The sequence below is a fragment of the Bradyrhizobium sp. Gha genome (assembly GCF_900113735.1).
Classification (GTDB): Bacteria; Pseudomonadota; Alphaproteobacteria; order Rhizobiales; family Xanthobacteraceae; genus Bradyrhizobium.
Genome location: NZ_FOQM01000003.1, coordinates 442,455 through 460,914, shown reverse-complemented (window position 1 = coordinate 460,914; position 18,460 = coordinate 442,455). Strand labels below are relative to the sequence as shown.

Annotated in this window: 15 protein-coding genes; 7 read left to right on the top strand and 8 right to left on the bottom strand. The window is 63.8% G+C overall.

The window, feature by feature from the left end:
• The first annotated feature begins 1 nt into the window (after position 1).
• Positions 2–916, top strand: coding sequence for a ribokinase (gene rbsK / locus BM222_RS07865; protein WP_092227687.1), 915 nt, complete (start codon positions 2–4; stop codon positions 914–916).
• Here rbsK and BM222_RS07860 read toward each other — a convergent pair whose 3' ends face one another.
• The gene (locus tag BM222_RS07860; RefSeq protein WP_092227686.1) at positions 917–2,137 is read right to left on the bottom strand and encodes an NAD(P)/FAD-dependent oxidoreductase; all 1,221 of its coding nucleotides are present in this window, start codon (positions 2,135–2,137) and stop codon (positions 917–919) included.
• A 222-nt stretch (positions 2,138–2,359) separates the two neighbouring features.
• Between BM222_RS07860 and BM222_RS07855 the strand changes: the two genes are divergently transcribed.
• A complete protein-coding gene (locus BM222_RS07855; protein WP_092227685.1) occupies positions 2,360–3,154 on the top strand; it encodes an enoyl-CoA hydratase/isomerase family protein in 795 nt (264 codons plus the stop codon).
• A 3-nt stretch (positions 3,155–3,157) separates the two neighbouring features.
• On the opposite strand, the gene BM222_RS07850 is transcribed toward BM222_RS07855, so the two are convergent.
• The 4 genes from BM222_RS07850 to BM222_RS07835 all read right to left on the bottom strand — a co-directional run bounded on the left by BM222_RS07850 (position 3,158) and on the right by BM222_RS07835 (position 8,026).
• On the bottom strand, positions 3,158–4,498 hold the full coding sequence (locus BM222_RS07850) for a TRAP transporter large permease (protein WP_092227684.1): 1,341 nt from the start codon (positions 4,496–4,498) through the stop codon (positions 3,158–3,160).
• Positions 4,495–5,073 carry a TRAP transporter small permease gene (locus BM222_RS07845; RefSeq protein WP_092227683.1) on the bottom strand — a complete coding sequence of 193 codons (579 nt, stop codon included), beginning with the start codon at positions 5,071–5,073 and terminating at the stop codon, positions 4,495–4,497. Before BM222_RS07845 ends, BM222_RS07850 begins: the two co-directional genes overlap by 4 nt.
• A 166-nt stretch (positions 5,074–5,239) precedes the next feature.
• A complete protein-coding gene (locus tag BM222_RS07840; protein ID WP_092227682.1) occupies positions 5,240–6,235 on the bottom strand; it encodes a TRAP transporter substrate-binding protein in 996 nt (331 codons plus the stop codon).
• Positions 6,236–6,295: 60 nt separating this feature from the next.
• Positions 6,296–8,026, bottom strand: a complete 1,731-nt coding sequence (locus tag BM222_RS07835) for an IlvD/Edd family dehydratase (protein WP_177243075.1) — start codon at positions 8,024–8,026, stop codon at positions 6,296–6,298.
• Between the two features lie 173 nt (positions 8,027–8,199).
• Here BM222_RS07835 and BM222_RS07830 point away from each other — a divergent pair, with 173 nt between their 5' ends.
• From BM222_RS07830 to BM222_RS07815, 4 genes are all read left to right on the top strand, one after another.
• Positions 8,200–8,880: a GntR family transcriptional regulator gene (locus BM222_RS07830; protein WP_092227680.1), complete on the top strand. Its 681-nt coding sequence runs from the start codon at positions 8,200–8,202 to the stop codon at positions 8,878–8,880.
• A gap of 472 nt (positions 8,881–9,352) precedes the next feature.
• The gene (locus BM222_RS07825; RefSeq protein ID WP_244547031.1) at positions 9,353–10,312 is read left to right on the top strand and encodes a TAXI family TRAP transporter solute-binding subunit; all 960 of its coding nucleotides are present in this window, start codon (positions 9,353–9,355) and stop codon (positions 10,310–10,312) included.
• Between the two features lie 34 nt (positions 10,313–10,346).
• Positions 10,347–10,910 carry a hypothetical protein gene (locus BM222_RS07820; RefSeq protein ID WP_092227775.1) on the top strand — a complete coding sequence of 188 codons (564 nt, stop codon included), beginning with the start codon at positions 10,347–10,349 and terminating at the stop codon, positions 10,908–10,910.
• A 321-nt stretch (positions 10,911–11,231) separates the two neighbouring features.
• Positions 11,232–12,209, top strand: coding sequence for a hypothetical protein (locus tag BM222_RS07815; RefSeq protein ID WP_244547030.1), 978 nt, complete (start codon positions 11,232–11,234; stop codon positions 12,207–12,209).
• 122 nt (positions 12,210–12,331) lie between these two features.
• Here BM222_RS07815 and BM222_RS07810 read toward each other — a convergent pair whose 3' ends face one another.
• Positions 12,332–13,156, bottom strand: coding sequence for an NAD-dependent epimerase/dehydratase family protein (locus BM222_RS07810; protein WP_092227677.1), 825 nt, complete (start codon positions 13,154–13,156; stop codon positions 12,332–12,334).
• An 89-nt stretch (positions 13,157–13,245) separates the two neighbouring features.
• Between BM222_RS07810 and BM222_RS07805 the strand changes: the two genes are divergently transcribed.
• The gene (locus BM222_RS07805) at positions 13,246–14,223 is read left to right on the top strand and encodes an SMP-30/gluconolactonase/LRE family protein (protein WP_092227676.1); all 978 of its coding nucleotides are present in this window, start codon (positions 13,246–13,248) and stop codon (positions 14,221–14,223) included.
• Positions 14,224–14,404: 181 nt separating this feature from the next.
• Here the strand turns inward: BM222_RS07805 and BM222_RS07800 are convergent, their stop codons facing one another.
• Positions 14,405–15,835 (bottom strand): aldehyde dehydrogenase family protein, encoded by a 1,431-nt coding sequence (locus BM222_RS07800; RefSeq protein ID WP_092227675.1) that lies wholly within the window; start codon positions 15,833–15,835, stop codon positions 14,405–14,407.
• Positions 15,836–16,021: 186 nt separating this feature from the next.
• Positions 16,022–18,385, bottom strand: coding sequence for a thiamine pyrophosphate-binding protein (locus BM222_RS07795; protein WP_092227674.1), 2,364 nt, complete (start codon positions 18,383–18,385; stop codon positions 16,022–16,024).
• Positions 18,386–18,460: the final 75 nt, after the last annotated feature.

The window sequence follows — 18,460 nt, the reverse complement described above, 5'->3', positions numbered from 1 at the left end:
CATGGGGCGTGTCTTCGTCGCCGGCAGCATCAACATGGATGTGGTGGCGACCGCCGATCGCCATCCGAAGGTGGGCGAGACCGTCGCCGGCCGGCAAGTGTTGTATTTTCCGGGCGGCAAGGGTGCGAACCAGGCGGTCGCATCGGCGCGTCTCGGCGTGAAGACCACGCTGATCGGGCGGCTGGGCAAGGATGCGTTCGGGGCGGAACTGCGGGGGTTCCTGGCCGCCCAAGGCATCGATCTCGGCTCCGTGCGAGAGGCCGATACACACAGCGGCACTGCGATCATCACGGTCGCCGCCTCCGACAACACCATCGTCGTGATTCCCGGCAGCAATGCCCTGGTCAGCGCGGATGACGTCGCGGATGCGCCGCTGGCAAAGGGCGATGTCGCGGTCAGCCAGTTCGAGATTCCGCTGCCGACGATTGCCGCGTTCTTCCAGCGGGCGCGATCCGCCGGGGCCACGACGCTGCTCAATCCGGCGCCGGCGCAAAAGATGTCCGGCGAGCTGCTCGCGCTGGTCGACATCCTCGTGCTGAACGAGACCGAGCTTGGCTTTCTCGCAGGTCGCGAGCTCACCGACGAGGACGAAGCCGCAAAGATCATCGACGTCGCCCGACAGCTTCAGGCGCGCAGCGACCAGACCATCTGCGTCACGCTGGGAAAACGCGGCGTGCTCGCGCTCGCCGGAAGCGAGGGATTTGCCGTGCCCGGCCGCGCGGTGAAGGCGGTCGACACCACGGGCGCCGGCGATTGTTTCGTCGGCGCGCTCGCCTCGCAGCTGGCCGAGGGTGCCGCCTTGCGCGCCGCCCTCGCCTTCGCCAATACAGCCGCCTCGATCAGCGTGCAGCGGATGGGCGCCGGGCCGTCCATGCCGACGGCCGCGGAGGTCGCGGCTGTGCTCGGCGCTGGCTGATCAAGCCAGCGCGCTCTTCAGGTCGAAGCTTTCGTCCGCCGCCTGCTCCGGCGTGATCGAGCGATCCATCGCCTGCAAGCGGCGACCGAACATGTGGTCGCCGGCGCGGTTGATCGATTCGATGCCGAGCAGTCTGTCGCCATGATAGCAGAACGCGGAAAACGCCTTCTTCGCGGGATCGCCGCGCAGGACGACACGGTCGTAACCGGTGGTGAGGCCTGATATCTGCAGCTTGTCGTCGCCCTGATCGCTCCAGAACCAGGGATGGCCGTCGTAAGGTTTCTTATCGCCAGTCAGCCGCGCGGCGAGGCAGCGGGCGTGGTCGGTGGCGTTCTGCACCGATTCCAGCCGCAACGAGCCGCCGAAGCGTGGGCTTGCGAACAGCGCGCAATCGCCGATGGCGGAAATGTTGGGATCGGCCGTCGCGAGATATTCGTCGACGATGATGCCGGCCGCGACCGGCAGTCCCGCCTCGGCCGCCAACTCGATGTTCGGCAGCACGCCGACGCCGACCACGATGAGGTCGGCAGGCAGATGCCGTCCATCGCTCAAGGAGACGCCGGTCACCTTGCCGTTCTCGGCTTCGATCGAGGTTGCCTGCACGCCGAGATGAATGCGGATGCCGGCCTCGCGGTGCCGCGCCTGGAAATACTCCGACACTTCCGCCGTCACCGCGCGCGCCATCACGCGCGGCGCCAATTCGAGTACGTCGACCTCGAGGCCCTTGATCCGCGCGGTCGCTGCGAATTCGAGCCCGATGAAGCCGGCGCCGATCACCACGACCCGCGTCTTCGACGGAATGATGTTGCGCAGCGCCTCGCTCTCGTCGAGGATGCGCAGATACTTTACATCGGGCAGATTGGCGTTGGGCAGATCGAGCAGCCGGTTCCGCGCGCCGGTCGCCAAGATCAGGTGACCGTAGGAAAGCGCTTCGCCCGAGGCGAGCAGCAGTTGTCGGGCGGCGCGATCGATCGAAACGACGCGGCCGGCGATCAGGTCAATCTTCTGGTCGTGATAGAATTTCTCGGGGCGGAACATCAGGCTGTCAGGCCCGGCCGCCCCCTTGATGTAGGCCTTCGACAAAGGCGGGCGCTGATAGGGCAGATGCGCCTCGTCGTTGATCAGGCAGATGCGCTCCGAAAAGCCCGCCTGCCGCAGGGATGCCGCGACCTGGTAGCCACCATGGCCGGCGCCGACAATGATCACCGGACCATCACTCATTGAACAGCCCATTTTCGCAAGACACGAGCGTCACCCATGTCGTCTCCTCTCTCATACTGGCTTGGCTAGCCCAGGAGGAGCCGGCGCTCGTGTCCGTCCAACGAAGGCGGCCCATTTGAGCCTATGATTCCGCTCCGCGCAAGGGTGGCACGCGGGGATTGTCACCCCTCGCCTTCTGCGATTTAGTTGCACCAACGAACCCTCCAGCCGGGGACATTCCAGATGCCAGCTCCCGTCTCAAAGCCCGACGATCCCGCGCTGCTGCGGATCGACGGCCCGATCGCAACCATCACGCTCAACCGCCCCGCTGCGTTCAACTCGGTCAATCTTGCAATTGCGCAGAAGCTCGAACAGCTCGCGGCCTATATCGAGGGCGATGATGCCATCAGGGTCATGGTGCTCGAGGGCGAAGGCCGCGCCTTTTCGGCCGGCGGCGATCTGCAGACGATCGGGGCAGCGGCCGAGGCCAACAATGTGACGCCTGTCGTCGGCGAGTTGCTCAAGCATTATCATTCGTTCATCGAGATCATCAGGCGCATGCCGAAGATCTCGCTGTCGAGCGTGCACGGCTCGGCCGCCGGCGCCGGCATGGGCCTCGCCTTCGTTACCGATCTCTGCATTGCCGCTGATGACGCCAAGTTCACGCCGGCTTACGCCAAGATCGGCGTGTCGCCCGACGGCGGCTCGACGGTCGGGATCGTCGGCACGGTCGGTTCGCGCCGCGCGCTGCAGATCTTCCTCGCCGAGGACAATTTTACGGCTCAGCAGGCCTATGAATGGGGCCTCGTCGCCAGGACCGTTCCCGCGACCGAGTTGAAGGAGGCCACGCGAAAACTCGCCGAACGGCTGGCACAGAACCCGCCCGCGGCCATATCGGGCACCAAGTCGCTGGTCTATGCGGCAGCGACGACGCCGGTAAAGCAGCAGCTCGATGCCGAGGAGCACAAGATCATCATGGCGATGAACACGGAAGACTTCCGCGTCGCCGTGAAGAAGTTCACGAGCAAGAGCAAGTGACGTCTATTGCGGACAGATATAGCCGGTCCCCGCCGGCGACTTGAAGCAGCCGACCGATTCGGGAAGGACCTTCTGCGGCAGCCACAGCACCACGCTCGGGAAGTAGATCACGAACGCGATGGTGGCGAAGAACACGACATAGATCGGCAACGCCGCGCGGAGCGCCTTGGCAAAGCTGATGCCGACGAATTTCGACGCCATCAGCAGCACCAGGCCGTAAGGCGGCGTGATCAGGCCGAAGGCGAGCGTGGCGATCAGCACAACGCCCATGTGGACGCCGTTGATGTCGCCCGCTTCCGTCAGCGTGTTGACCAGCGGCATGAAGATGATGATCGTCGGCACCGGCTCGATGAAATCGCCGACCACGGTGAACAGCAGCACCATCAGCAGCATGATCAGATGCGGATCGTGCCCTGCGATCGAGGTGATCATGTCGGCGATGTAGCTGGCGCCGCGCAAATAGGCGAGCATCCAGCCGAAGGCGTTGGCGGCGCCGATCGTGATCAGCGGCAGCGAGAAGATGAGCCCGGCAAGGCAGAAATCGTAGGGGATCTTCCTGAAATGCCCGCGGTTGAGCGCGGGGATCACGACCAGGATGATCCAGACCACCGCGACGACGCCGGCTTCGGTCGGCGTGAACCAGCCGCTCAGGATGCCCCCCAGCAGGATGACGGGGATCATCAGCGGCAGCGCCGCATCGCCGGCGGCGAAGACCACCTGCCGCAGCGGCGCGCGCGGCTTGCGCAAGCCCGAGGGGCCGAAGAAATAGCAATAGATCATCAATCCGAAGCCGATCATCAGGCCCGGCACGACGCCCGCCATGAACAGGCCGGCGATCGAGACATTGCCGACGGCACCATAGACCACGGCGGTGATGCTCGGCGGTACCAGCGCCGCGATGGTCGAGGCCGACGCGATGATCGCAGCGATGAAGGCCGGCTCGTAGCCTTCGCGCTTCATCGGCCCGCCGAGCGCGCGGCTCATCACGGCGACATCGGCGGTGGTCGAGCCCGACATCTCCGAGAAAAACATGCTGAAGACGACCACGACCTGCGACAGCCCGCCCCTGATATGCCCGACCAGCGACACCGAGAGATTGGCTATTCGCACCACCACATTGGCCGAGCTCATGAGCTCGCCGACCAGCAGGAAGAACGGGATCGCCAGCAGCGCCTCGGAATCGACCCCATCGAATATCTTCTGGATGATCGCGGCGAGCGAAACGTCGGACAGGAACGCACCGATGAACACGCCGGCCATCAGCGAGAACGGCACGGGGACGCCTAGATAGCCGAATGACAGGAAGCAGATCGACATGATCGCGAGGACAACAGGTGCGCTCACGGCTGCGTCCTCGCCTGCGCTTCGGTCACGTCGGGCGGCGCATCCTGGTCCGGCGGATCGGGATGGTCAAAGCCGTTGCGCAGACCGTTGACGAGCTGCTCGATGGTGAAGAGGCCGACCAGGATGCCGGACAGCGGAATGATGGCGTAGAGCGAGGCGATCGGCGTGCCCGACGGCAGGCGGAAACTGCCGAAGCCGCGAAGATAGTTCTGGTAGCCGTACCAGACGAGGCAGAAGGCGACGCCGAGCACGATGAGGCGGATGATGATTTCGACGATGATCCTGGGCGTGCCGTGCATCGCCTCGGAGATCGCGGTGAGATAGAGATGATCGTTGCGCCGGGTCGCAGCCGCCGTGCCGACGAAGATCGCATAGATGAACAGCGTCGAGGTGACCTCCTGCAGCCACAGCCAGGGATGGCCGATGGTGCGGGTGACGATGTCCGCCGTGACCGAGAGCGAGAAGCCGAAGCACAGCACGCCGCAGAGGATCATCAGCGCGAGCTCGAGCCAGTCGAGCCAGCGCCATTTGAGATGACGTTGGCGTTGGAGGACGAGCTTGTCGGCGATGGGCATTGGTGCTCCCGACTGCGGTTGGTTTCACCTCTCCCGCTTGCGGGAGAGGTCGCCGCGTAGCGGCGGGGAGGGTACCTTCCCCGGGGGATTGTCCCAATGTAGAGACACCCTCTCCCCTACCCTCTCCCGCAAGCGGGCGGGGGGCGCACCGTCTTCCGGCATTACACTAGTTGATCGACCGGATCAGATCCTTGATCTTCTCGGCGTGCGGGCCAAGGTCCTTGGCGAGCTTGTCGAGATAGGGATCGGCGATCGCCGCAAAGCTCTTCTTGTCGACGTTGTCGACGATCTTGACGCCCATCTTCTTCAGCTTCTCCGCCGCGGCGCGCTCGAGATCGAATGCCTTCCCGGGCTCCTTGCTGCTGATCTCGTTCGCGGCCGCCAGCACCCAGCCCTTCTGCTCGGCCGAGAGGCTCTGCCAGAGCTTGTCGGAGACGAACACCAGTGCGTTGTTGGCCTCGTGCTCGGTGATGTTAAGCACCGGCGCGACCTCGTAGTGCTTGTTGACGAGGTAGACGTTGATGCTGTTCTCGGCGACGTCGACGACGCCGGTTTGCAATGACGTGTAGACGCTGCCGAACGGCATGTGCACGGTCTGGGCGCCATAGGCCGGGAACATGGTGTCCTCGGTGGCGGTCGCCTGCACGCGCACCTTCAGGCCCTTGATGTCTCCGACGTTGTGGATCTCCTTCTTGGAGTACATGTGGCGGACACCTTGCGAGCCCGTGCCGATGAGATGCAGGCCTTGCGTGGTCTCCTCGATCATGGTCTTGAGCGCTTCGAACACCTTGGGGTCGGCAAGCCCCTTCACCACATGCTGCTCGTCGCGGAACAGGTAGTGCAGCGACATCACGCCCGCCTGAGGCGAGATCGTCGCGGTGTTGGCCGAAGAGACGATAGTGAACTCGACGTCGCCGGATTTGACGAGCTGGAGCACCTGCGGCTCCTGGCCGAGTTGCGCGCCCGGATACTGGTCGATGATCATGGTGCCTTTGCTCAATTCCTTGAGCTTGTCGGCAAAGAGGTCGCCGGCGATGGAATAGCCGGTGTTGCGGGGCTGGTCGTAGGCGAAGCGATAATGCTTCACCTCCTGCGCCCCCGCGCCCGTGACGAACAGCATGGCGGCGCCAGCCACCAATGCACGCATGGATCGTGCAATCATCGTCTCCCCCTATGTTTATCGCCAGCCGCGTTCAGCGGTCTCGGCGCTCGTTCGTGTTGATCAGCCCTTTTCAGTTCTCTGCTCAGTCTTCTTCCCAGTTCTCTGCATGAAGTCGAAGTCGCAGCCCTCGTCGGCCTGCATGATGGTCTCGTTGAACAGCCAGGCATAGCCGCGCCGCGCTTCCGCGCGGGCTGTCGCGGGCTCCAAGGCGGCATGCCGCCGCTCCAGTTCTGCTGCATCGACCAAAAGCTCGATGCTGCGGTTGGCAACATCGAGGCTGATCTTGTCGCCGTTCTGCACCAGCGCCAGCGGGCCGCCGACGGCGGATTCCGGCGTGATGTGCAGCACGATGGTGCCGAACGCCGTGCCGCTCATGCGCGCATCCGAAATGCGCACCATGTCCTTGGTGCCACCGCGCGCGAGCTTCTTCGGGATCGGCAGATAGCCGGCCTCGGGCATACCAGGCGCGCCCTTGGGGCCCGCATTGCGCAGCACCAGCACATCGTCGGCGGTGACGTCGAGATCGGGATCGTCGACCCGCAAGGTCATGTCCTCGACGGATTCGAACACCACCGCGCGTCCCGTGTGCTGCAACAGTTTCGGGCTCGCAGCCGATTGCTTGATGACGGCGCCACGCGGCGCGAGGTTGCCGTGCAGGACGGCAAGGCCGCCCTCCTTCTTGATCGGATTGTCGCGCGAGCGGATCGCGTCCTGGCCGGGCACGTCTTCTGCATTTGCGACGACCTCGCGCAGCGTCTGGCCGCTGATGGTCTTCGCATCGAGATCGACCAGATCGCCGAGCTGTGCCAGCAATTTCGGCACGCCGCCGGCGTGGTGGAAATGCTCCATGTAATGCTCGCCCGACGGCTTGAGATCGACCAGAACAGGCACTTCGCGGCCGATCTGGTCGAAGACTTCGAGATCGAGCCGGTGCGGCGAGCGGTGCGCCATCGCGGTCAGATGGATCAGGCCGTTGGTCGAGCCGCCGATCGCCTGCAGCACGACCTGCGCATTCCTGAACGACGCCGGCGTCAGCACCTCACTCGGCTTCGGCCCCTTCGCCTTGGCCATCTCGGCCGCGACCTTGCCGCTGGCTTCCGCCAGACGGAAACGCTCCGCATGCGGCGCCGGGATGGTCGCACTCATCGGCAGCGACAGGCCCATGGCTTCGATCATGCAGGCCATGGTGGACGCCGTGCCCATCACCATGCAGGTGCCGACCGACGGGGCGAGACGGCCGTTGACCGCCTCGATCTCGGCATCGTCCATTTCACCCGCGCGATATTTGGCCCAGAGACGGCGGCAATCGGTGCAGGCACCGAGCACCTCGCCCTTGTGATGGCCGACCACCATGGGCCCGACGGGAATGACCACGGTCGGCAGATCGGCACTGATCGCGGCCATCACCTGCGCCGGCAGCGTCTTGTCGCAGCCGCCGATCACGATCACCGAATCCATCGGCTGGGCCCGGATCATCTCCTCGGTGTCCATCGCCATCAGATTGCGCAGATACATCGAAGTCGGATGCGCAAAGCTCTCGGCGATGGAAATGGTCGGGAATACGAACGGCATCGCACCGGACAGCATCACGCCGCGCTTGGCGGCCTCGATGATCTGGGGGACGTTGCCGTGGCAGGGATTGTAGTCGCTGTAGGTGTTGGTGATGCCGACGATCGGGCGCTCCAGCGCGTCGTCGGAATAGCCCATCGCCTTGATGAACGCCTTGCGCAGGAACAGCGAGAAGCCGGCATCGCCATAGCTCGTCAGACCCTTGCGCAAGCCACCCGTCATCATGCCACTCCTTCTCACTGGCCATTGTGCTACAGCCTGCCCCCTGATTGTCAATAAGACAGGCGTCTATCCTGCAATTTCTGGACTGTCGCGCCGTCAAACAGTCAGATTATTGACAATCTGCCTCTTCCCTGCTCCACATCGCGCACCGGCAGACGCCGGAGGCCGAGGGCATGTCCGACATTCGCACCGCAGATGCCATGCCTTTCAGGCGCGACGATCCTGATGACGTCGTCGCGCGGCTGGAGGACGACATCATCTTCGGCCGCATGCCGCCGGGCGCGCGCCTCACCGAAGACGCGTTGATGTCGCGCTACGGCACCTCGCGCCACTTCGTTCGCCAGGCGCTGGTGGATGCGGAGCGGCGCGGCATCGTCCGCCGCGGGAAGAATGTCGGCGCCACCGTGCGGTTCTATTCCGCCGAAGAGGTCCGGCAGATCTACGAAGTCCGGGAGATGCTGACGCGGCAGGCCGCGCTGATGATCGCCCTGCCCGCGCCGCAAGGCCTGATCGACGAACTGACCTCCTTGCAACGCGAGTATTGCGCCAGGGCTGACGTGAGCGACTTGCGCGGCATCCACGAAGCCAATGACGCCTTCCACCTCGCGCTGTTCTCCGCCTGCGGCAATCCTTATCTGGTGCGGTCGCTGCAGGACTACATGAACCTGACGTTGCCGATGCGCGCGAAAAACCTCGCCGACCGCGAGGGGCTCGCGCAGTCGCGCCGCCAGCACGAGCTGATGATCGAGCTGTTGAAAGGCCGTGATAGCTGGGCACTGGCGCAGCTGTGCGTGGACCACATGCAGTTCAGCAAGAAGGATTACCTGGCGCGGATTGCGGGGGAAGAGAGCTAGCGCGGCCCTCCCTTCCCCTCTTCTCGTTTGCGGGGACAGGGAGCGCACCTGCGGCGCGAGCGACCTGACGATCGGGATTGTCGGCAAACCTCCTGCGGTAGCCATCCATCACGGAACGCAGTTGCTCCGGGCGCGTTGGAAGGCGAAACCTCAGCCCTCGGTCTTGCTTCGGACGCGGCAGGTGGCAGTTTCCCCAGCCATGTCACGTCTTAGGGACTTCGACCGAGCAGCTTGAACAATGAGGGTCTGCGGAGCGATGCGGGCCGGTTTGTTCATCGCACTGCTTGCAGCGGCCTGGCTCGGCGGACAGGTCCAGGATGGCCTCGCGCAAAATCGGCGGTCCGCTGCTCCGAGCGAATCCGCGAAGCTGTCTCCGAGTAAGGAAGCCCCCCTAAGGAAGGAAACGGGTCGATCTGCGGACCCATTCACGGTGGGATTCGTAACCGGGACTCCGCAATGCACCGAATTCGCGATGACCCAGGACATTGCAGCCACGCTCGCCACCGGCCAAGAGACAGGCCCCCATGGCGAGGTCGCCTTGCGGGTTCTGCCGATCGTGGGAAACGGCGGCATTCGCAACGTCGTTGATGTGCTCACGCTCCCTGGTGCCGACGTGGCGATTGCGCCTGTCGTCCTCGTTGACCGGCTCCGGGAGGCCAGGACCTTCGGAGGTATCTCCGACAGGCTGACCTACATTGCCCCGCTCCATATCGAAGAGTTCCATGTTCTCGCGCGGCCGGAGATCGGAAGCCTGACCGAGCTAGCGGGCAAGAGGGTCAATCTCGGGGAGGACGGCAGTGCCAGCGCCATTCTCGGTCGCGACGTGTTCAACCGTCTGGGTGTCAAGATCAGCGAGTCGAACCTGGCGCCGGAGGCCGCGCTGGATGGTCTGAGGAAGGGAGATCTCTCCGCCGCTCTGCTGGTCTCGGGAAAGCCGGTGAGCTTGCTGACACAGGTCTCGCAGCTCGATGGTATTCGCCTCCTGCCCATCCCCTACTCCAAAGAGCTTCTGCAACAAGAATACCTGCCATCGACGCTTCGCCATCAGGATTACCCGAATATCATCGCGGCCGAAGCCAGCGTCGACACGATCGCGCTTAAATCCGCTCTCTTCGCCTACAACTGGCCGATCGGCAGCGAGCGATATCGGTTGCTGGATTTGTTCGTCCAGACATTCTTCGCGCGGTTTCCCGAATTTCTCGGCGGCGCGCATCATCCCAAATGGCGCGAGGTGAACCTGGCCGCGCAGCTGCCCGGATGGCAACGATTCCGACCCGCTGAGCGCTGGCTCCAGCAACAATCGGGAGGCGAGGCCGCGCTTCGCAAGGCGTTCGGCCGGTTCCTCGACGAAAAGCCAACTGCCAATCCGCCCGACCGCGAAGAATTGTTCCGGGACTTCCTGCGCTGGAGAGAACGCAATCCGGCCAAGTGAGCAGACTTGGGCAGCCAAAGCTCGGGAGATGTCGATGCGCAAATCGATCGTGAGCGCGGCCCTGATCGCGTTACTCGCCTTGATCGCCGATGTGAGGCGTCCCGCCGCCCAATTTGCTCCCTTCTGGCCATCGGCGCCGCAGCAGCTCCCACCGGCCGCCGCGGCACCGGCCGGCAATGTCGAGCAGACCAGGACAGCTCCTCATCGAGGCCGCAAGTCGCACAGAAAGCATGAAGTCGTTCGTCCGCCGCCAAATCAGCGGGAGGTCGCGGAAAGGAACGGATACAAGCGGGTCAGCGATCTCGTGAACTTCCCGAAGTTCTTTCCGGGTCTTGGTATCATCTTCGTCAAGCCCGACACTTTGCCGCTGGGTCCGTTCCTGTGCTTCGACCGCAGGGATCGTCCGGTCGCGACCGTGTATATGGTTCCGGTCAAGGACATCGACGATCACAAATCATTGGAGGCGGCGGGGTCCGCGTGGCCCGTCGACCACGTCAGCTTCTACTTCAACGCGGGTCACCCCGGTGTGGATGTGCCGCATTACCATGTGGTGCTCTGGCATGTGACCAAGAAGCAGGAAGCGCGCGTTGCGAAGTGACGACTGGTCCTTCTCGCCAACGTCGCCTCGGCGTCGCTGAGTGTTGCGGCCTGCGCCGATCCTGATACGAGCGCCGCGAGCATTACGACGACTGACGATTTGAATTTCATTGTCGTGATTCTCAATTCCGGGTCGTTACGAATCGAGAGCCAGACGACGTCAAGGCTGTCACCGCAATGATGTGAGACGAGCGATCGCGCGTCCACTTTCACCAATCCTCTCCACGAGCGAAGCTGGTCGGGCAAATTGTCGCAGTCGCCCGCCGATTAACCGCTCGTTAGAGTCCGCTACCCCAAATGGTTTCAGTTACGAATAACAACCATGCCGGGTTCCATTGCCCGGAACAATCACATGAATGTACCCGGTTTCCTGATCGCAGCGGCCTTCGGTGGAGCATTTTTCGCCATCGAGTACGGGCTGTACTACCAGCCCGACTTCATCAACGCGGACGTTCTGATCAGCACGTTCTCCACGGAACACAAGCGGGCCCGAGCCGCGGTCCGACATGCGCTGATCAATCCGGACTCGGCTCAATTCGGCACATTGCGTTCGGTCGACGCCGACGCGGCGCGGTATGTCTGCGGCACCGTCAGCGCGAAGAATAAGTCCGGACAATCCGTCAACGCCGCTTTCGTCTACACCGTGGCCGCCGATTTTGCGCGCATCGACGACGACGGACGGATCACGCAGTATCAGTCGGGATACAGGCCGTGCCCCACCGGAGAGCCCAAGGTCGCGCAGCAGCTGCCGGCCGGATCGCCCAGCCTGACGTCGGTCGCAACGGCCGTTCAGAAAGTCGCCCCTGAAGCACTGACGTCGGTTGCACCCGCGCTGACGATGCCCGCGTCTTCGACGGCCGGGTCGTCGTCTGGTGGAACGATGGAACAGCAGGTTCGCGAACTGGCCGCCCGAACCGTTCCGCCGGATGCGGCCAGGAGGCAGCAACCAAATCCGAGCGCCACGCGTGAGCTTGCCAACACGCATGAGATTGCCAAGGAGAGTGAGTGGCAGGCCGAGCGGCCTCCTGCCGCGTGGCCCAAATTCCCTCGGGATCACGCGCTTGCAAAGCCAACCCGGAAGCGAACCCCGTCCGAAGCGCTGAAGCTCGCGAGAGACGTGGAGGAGCGCTGGAAAAAGGCGGAGGCGTCGACGGACGTCTCGATGCGTCCTTCGGCGGACGACGTCGACGAGGCCTGCCGCGCGCTGCTCGCGATCGATCCAAAGGACAGCGAATATCCGAAGGCGTGGGCAGCTTTCACGCGATTGCAGAAGATAAGACGCGATATCGCCGCCGGTTGATGTCGATAGCTTGCGGAAATTCAACACGTCATTGCTAGCGGAGCGACGCAATCCAGAGTCTTTCCGCGGAGAAATTCCGGATTTCGTCGCTGCGCTCGCAATGACGGCTCACACGTCAAAGGCTACCGCTTATTCCAATCAACGATCCGGCCCACATCGCCGTCGAACTCGTTGCTGCAGAACGCGCCGCCCTGGAAATGGTCGCCGACTGGATCGGGCTTCAGCTTGGCCTGCTCGGCCATGGCGTGCGCCACGTGATCCTCCGAGCGACCGATGGGGCGATAGCCGAATTCGTAGGCGCGATGGTTGTCCCACCAGGCGCGCTCGTTCAGCGACACACCATAGAAGATCTCGAAATGAATGTCGGGATGTTCGAGGCCGATCCGGCAGAGCTGCACCAGATCTTCCGGCATCAGCCACATCGCGATGCGGCGGTGGTCGAGCGGCCGCTCGTCGCAATTGCCGATGCGGAGGCAGGTGACCTTCAGCCCGTGCTTGTCGGCATAGAGCGAACCGACGGCTTCGCCGAACACCTTGCTGACGCCGTAGCGTCCGTCGGGGCGCACGGTGACGTCGGTGTCGATCCTGCGGTGACGCGGATAGAAGCCGACCGTGTGGTTGGACGAGGCGAATACCACGCGCTTGACGCCCTTGCGATACGCGGCCTCGAACAGATTGTAGCCGCCGATGATGTTGGCCTGGAGAATGTCGTTCCATGGGCCTTCGACCGAATAGCCGCCGAAATGGATGATGCCGTCGATGCCTTCGCAGATCGCTTCGCACTGCGCGAGGTCCGACAAGTCCGCGGCCTTGAACTGCTCGTTCGGCCCGAGATCCTTGGGCGGACGGATGTCGCTGAGCAGGAGGTCCGGATAGATCGGCGGCAGCAATTTGCGCAGGCGCGTTCCGATCCCGCCCGAAGCTCCCGTCATCAAGATGCGCGACATGTTTTTCCTCGTCTTTGGCGACCGATTTGCGGTCACGTGTCCCTAATGATAGCAGGATTGTCCAGAGGGAACGAAACGAGAGAACCGACATGAATGGGGCATCGTCCCACACCCAGGAGCGGCCAGGCTGGCGGCCGGCGACCTATTACCCCGATCCCGCGATCAAAGCGCTCGATCCCCGCTTCGAGAAATACTGGTTGAAGCTTTCCGCCGTGGAGCGGCTGGCGACCGGCCTGCGCTGGGCCGAGGGCCCGGTCTGGTTCGGCGACGGACGATATCTGCTCTGCAGCGACATCCCGAACCAGCGCATCATCAAATGGGAAGAAGAGACCGGCGCGGTCTCGAACTTTCGAAAACCCTCCAATTTCGCCAATGGCAACACCAGGGATCGCCAGGGCCGGCTGGTCACCTGCGAGCACGGCGGCCGTCGCCTCACCCGCACGGAACATGACGGCGAGATCACCGTGCTGATGGATCGATTCAACGGCAAGCGTCTGAACTCGCCGAACGATGTCGTTGTTAAATCGGACGGCTCGATCTGGTTCACCGATCCCACCTTCGGCCTGCTCGGCAATTACGAGGGCTACAAGGCGGAGAGCGAGATCGAGCCGAACGTCTACCGGCTCGATCCCCTGACCCGCAAGGCGAGCATCGTCGCCGAGGGCGTGCTCGGACCGAACGGGCTGTGTTTCTCACCCGACGAGAAGATTCTTTACGTCGTTGAATCGCGCGGCGTGCCGAACCGAAAAATCCTCGCTTATGACGTCGCGGCTGATGGCACCACGATCTCCAACAAGCGCGTTCACATCGATGCAGGTCCGGGCACGCCGGACGGCATGCGCTGCGACGTCGACGGCAATCTCTGGTGCGGCTGGGGCATGGGCGATCCCGAGCTCGACGGCGTCGTCGTGTTCGCGCCCGATGGTGTCATGATCGGGCGTATCGCATTGCCAGAACGATGTGCCAATCTCTGCTTCGGCGGCGTCAAGCGCAACCGCCTGTTCATGGCGGCGAGCCAGTCGATCTACGCGTTGTACGTGAATACGCAGGGCGCGGTGGGGGGATAGGCGCGCCGCAAACACCGCAACTTTCTCCTCGTCATTGCGAGGAGCTCTTGCGACGAAGCAATCCAGATTATCGCTGTGGAGAGATTTCTGGATTGCTTCGCTTCGCTCGCAATGACCGGGAAAAACAAAAAACGCCGGAGCGGTTTTCCGCTCCGGCGTCATTTTGTTCAGCCGCTAAAACCTACGCCGCGTTGAAGCCGGCGACGGCCTTCACCTCGAGGAAGTCCTCCAGGCCGTACTTGCCCCACTCGCGGCCGTTGCCCGACTGCTTGTAGCCGCCGAAGGGCGCGGTGCGATCGTTCGGCACGCCCTGAAGGTTGACGTTGCCGGCGCGGATCTGGCGACCGACGCGCTTGGCGTCCTCCACCGACGGGCCCGAGACGTAGCCCGCGAGACCGTAGGGCGTGTCGTTGGCGATCTTGACGGCGTCGGCTTCGTCCTTGGCGCCGAGGATGGTCAGCACCGGTCCGAAGATCTCTTCGCGGGCGATGGTCATCTCGGGGGTGACATCGGCGAAGATGGTCGGGCGAACGTAGAAGCCCTTGTTGACGCCTTCGGGCAGGCCCGGGCCGCCGGCGACGAGCGTTGCGCCCTCGTCGATGCCCTTCTTGATCAGCGCCTGGATCTTGTCCCATTGGCCGCGGTTGACGACAGGGCCGATGGTGGTGCCTTCGGCGCGCGGATCGCCCGCCTTGGTCTTGTCGGCGACAGCCTTCGCGATCGCGGCGACTTCCTTCATCTTCGACAGCGGCACGATCATGCGCGAGGGCGCGTTGCAGGACTGGCCGGAGTTGTTGAACATGTGCATCACGCCGCCGGTCACCGCCTTCGTGAGGTCGGCGCCTTCGAGGATGACGTTCGGCGACTTGCCGCCGAGCTCCTGGCTGACACGCTTCACGGTGGGAGCGGCGCGCTTCGCAACATCGATGCCGGCGCGGGTCGACCCGGTGAAGGAGATCATGTCGATGTCGGGGTGCTCGCTCATGGCGGCGCCGACCTCGGGGCCGAGCCCGTTGACGAGGTTGAACACGCCCTTCGGCACGCCGGCTTCATGGAGGATTTCCGCAAAAATCAAAGCCGAGGTCGGCGTGAACTCGCTGGGCTTCAGGATCATGGTGCAGCCGGCGGCGAGCGCGGGCGCGACCTTGCAGGCGATCTGGTTCAGCGGCCAGTTCCAGGGCGTGATCATGCCGACGACGCCGACCGGCTCGCGCAGCACCATGGCGGTGCCGATGGGTTCCTCGAAATGATAGTTCTTGAGCACGTCGAGCGTGGTCATGAGATGGCCCAAACCAGCGCCGGCCTGGAGCTTCTCCGCCATCGGCAGCGGCGCGCCCATCTCGTCCGAGACGGCGGCGCCGATCTCCTTGAGACGGCCCTTGTAGACTTCGATGATCTTTGAGAGCAGCGCGACGCGCTCCTCGCGGCTGGTCTGGGAGAAGGTCGCAAAAGCGCGCTTGGCCGCAGCAACGGCCTTGTCCACGTCGGCCTTGGAGCCGAGCGCAACCTCGTACATTGCCTCTTCCGTCGCCGGATTGACGACCGGAGTTGACTTCTTGACGGCGGGATCGACCCAGGCGCCGTCGATATAGAATTGCATGCGATTGACCATCGTTAACCTCTTTTTGGGGCTTGGGGCGTTTCGGCAGGCATCCTTGCACGAAAGCGCCAGCAATTGAACCCGCCATATGCAGGGCCAGCGTTGCGGCGGACGGAGGCTATATGAGCCGATGGCGGGAACGCGGCAAGGTGACCCTGCCGCCATTCCGGGCGCGCATGATTGCTCCGGTTACCTCGACTACACCGCCATCTTGCGATGGAGCACCGGTGCGCCGGTGGTGAGGCTTTCGGCCGCATCGATGATCGCATTCGCGTCGATGCCGTGGTGGCGGTAGAGGTCGGCAATGGTGCCGGTCTGGCCGAACTGCTCGACACCGAGCGCCTCGACGCGGTGGCCCCGGACGCTGCCGAGCCAGCCGAGCGCGGAGGGATGGCCGTCGATCACGGTCACGATGCCGCAGTCGCGCGGCAGCGGCGCGAGCAGCTTCTCGATGTGGCTGAGATGCTGCACGCCGCGGCGGTCACGCCGCAGTTTCCGCGCGGCAGTCCAGCCCGAGTGAAGGCGATCCGCAGAGGTGATCGCGAGCAGGCCGACGTCGCGCCTGTCCTCGCCGATGAACCCGGTCGCCTCGATCGCTTCGGGCGCCACTGCGCCGGTATAGGCGATCACGACTTCGGCATTTGGGCCGGGCTCGCGCAACCAATAGGCGCCGTCGGTGATGCCTTGTTGCAGTTCCGGGGTCATGATCCGCTGCGCCTGCTCGATTGAGCGCGTCGACAGGCGGAGATAGACCGAGCCGCCCTCGCCCGGATCACGCTGCATGTGCTCGAAACCCCAACCCATGATCACCGCGAGCTCGTCGACGAAAGCCGGCTCGAACGAGGCGAGCCCGTCCTGCGCCATGCCGATCAGCGGTGTCGCGATCGACTGGTGCGCGCCGCCCTCGGGCGCCAGCGTGATGCCTGACGGCGTCGCCGCCACCATGAAGCGCGCATCCTGGTAGCAGGCGTAGTTGAGCGCATCGAGCCCGCGTTCGATGAAGGGATCATAGAGCGTGCCGACCGGCAGCAGCCGCGCGCCATTGATCTGATGCGACAGGCCGAGCGCCGAGAGCATGATGAACAGGTTCATCTCGGCGATGCCGAGCTCGAGGTGCTGGCCCTTCGGCGAGAACTCCCAATTGAAGGTGGACGGAATTTTCTCGCTGCGGAATAAATCCGCCTTCTCGCCGCGCGCGAACAGGCCGCGCCTGTTCACCCAGGGACCGAGATTGGTCGAGACCGTGACGTCGGGCGAGGTCGTGACGATGCGTTGCGCCAGCTCACTGTCGCCGCGCGCGATCTCGTTCAGCACCAAGCCAAAGCCCTGTTGCGTCGACATCTGCGGCGACGGCTTGAACGCGAGCTGCTGTGGGACGTCGACAACGGGCGCGGTGAGCCTGCGGCCGTCCCTGTTGAACGGTACGCGCGCGAGGAAGGCGTCGAGCTCAGCGGCGTCCTGCGTCAGGCCTTCGTACTTGTCCCATTCGTGGCCGGGGCGGATGTTCTGGCTGTCGCGATATTTCTCCATCTGCGTAACAGTCATCAGGCCGGCATGGTTGTCCTTGTGGCCTTGGAACGGCAGGCCGACGCCCTTGATGGTGTAGGCGATGAAGCAGACCGGGCGATCGTGGTCGATGGACTCGAACGCCTCGACCATGCTCGCCATGTCATGGCCGCCGAGATTCGACATCAGCGCCAGCAGCTCCTCGTCGCTGCGCTTGTCGATCAGCGCGGTGATCGGCCCCTGGTCGCCGATCTCGTCGTGCAGATGCTTGCGGAAAGCGGCGCCGCCCTGGAAGCACAGCGCGGCGTAGAGCGCGTTCGGGCAATTGTCGATCCAGCCCTTCAGCGCCTCGCCGCCGGGTTCGGCAAACGCCTCGCGCATCAGCCGGCCGTATTTCACGATGACGACGTCCCAGCCGAAATTGCGGAACATGGTCTCGAACTTTTCCCAGAGGCCTTCGCGCACGACGGCATCGAGCGATTGCCTGTTGTAGTCGACGACCCACCAGGTGTTGCGCAGGCCGTGCTTCCAGCCCTCGGCGAGTGCCTCGAAGATATTGCCCTCGTCCATCTCGGCGTCGCCGACGAGCGCGATCATCCGCCCCTCGCCGCGATCCTTCATCCAGCCATGGGCCTTGACGTAGTCCTGAACCAGGGAAGCAAACAGCGTCTGCGCGACGCCGAGACCGACCGAGCCAGTGGAGAAATCGACGTCGTCGACGTCCTTGGTACGCGACGGATAGGACTGCGCACCCTTGAAGCCGCGGAAATTCTCCAGCTTCTCGCGGCTCTGCCGGCCGAACAGATATTGAATGGCATGGAACACCGGGCTCGCATGCGGCTTCACCGCGACGCGATCTTCCGGGCGCAGCACATGGAAATACAACGCCGACATGATCGTCGCGAGCGAAGCCGAGGAGGCCTGATGGCCGCCGACCTTCAGCCCGTCCGTGTTGGGCCTGATGTGGTTGGCGTGGTGAATGGTCCAGGACGACAGCCACAGCGCCTTGCGGGCCAGCGCGGTCAAGGTATCGAGACGGGCGGAATCAACGGGCATGGCAAATGCTCCCGGAAAACAGGTCAGGCGATGATACGCCTGTGGGCGGCACCAGATTTTTCAATTTTTCGCGCC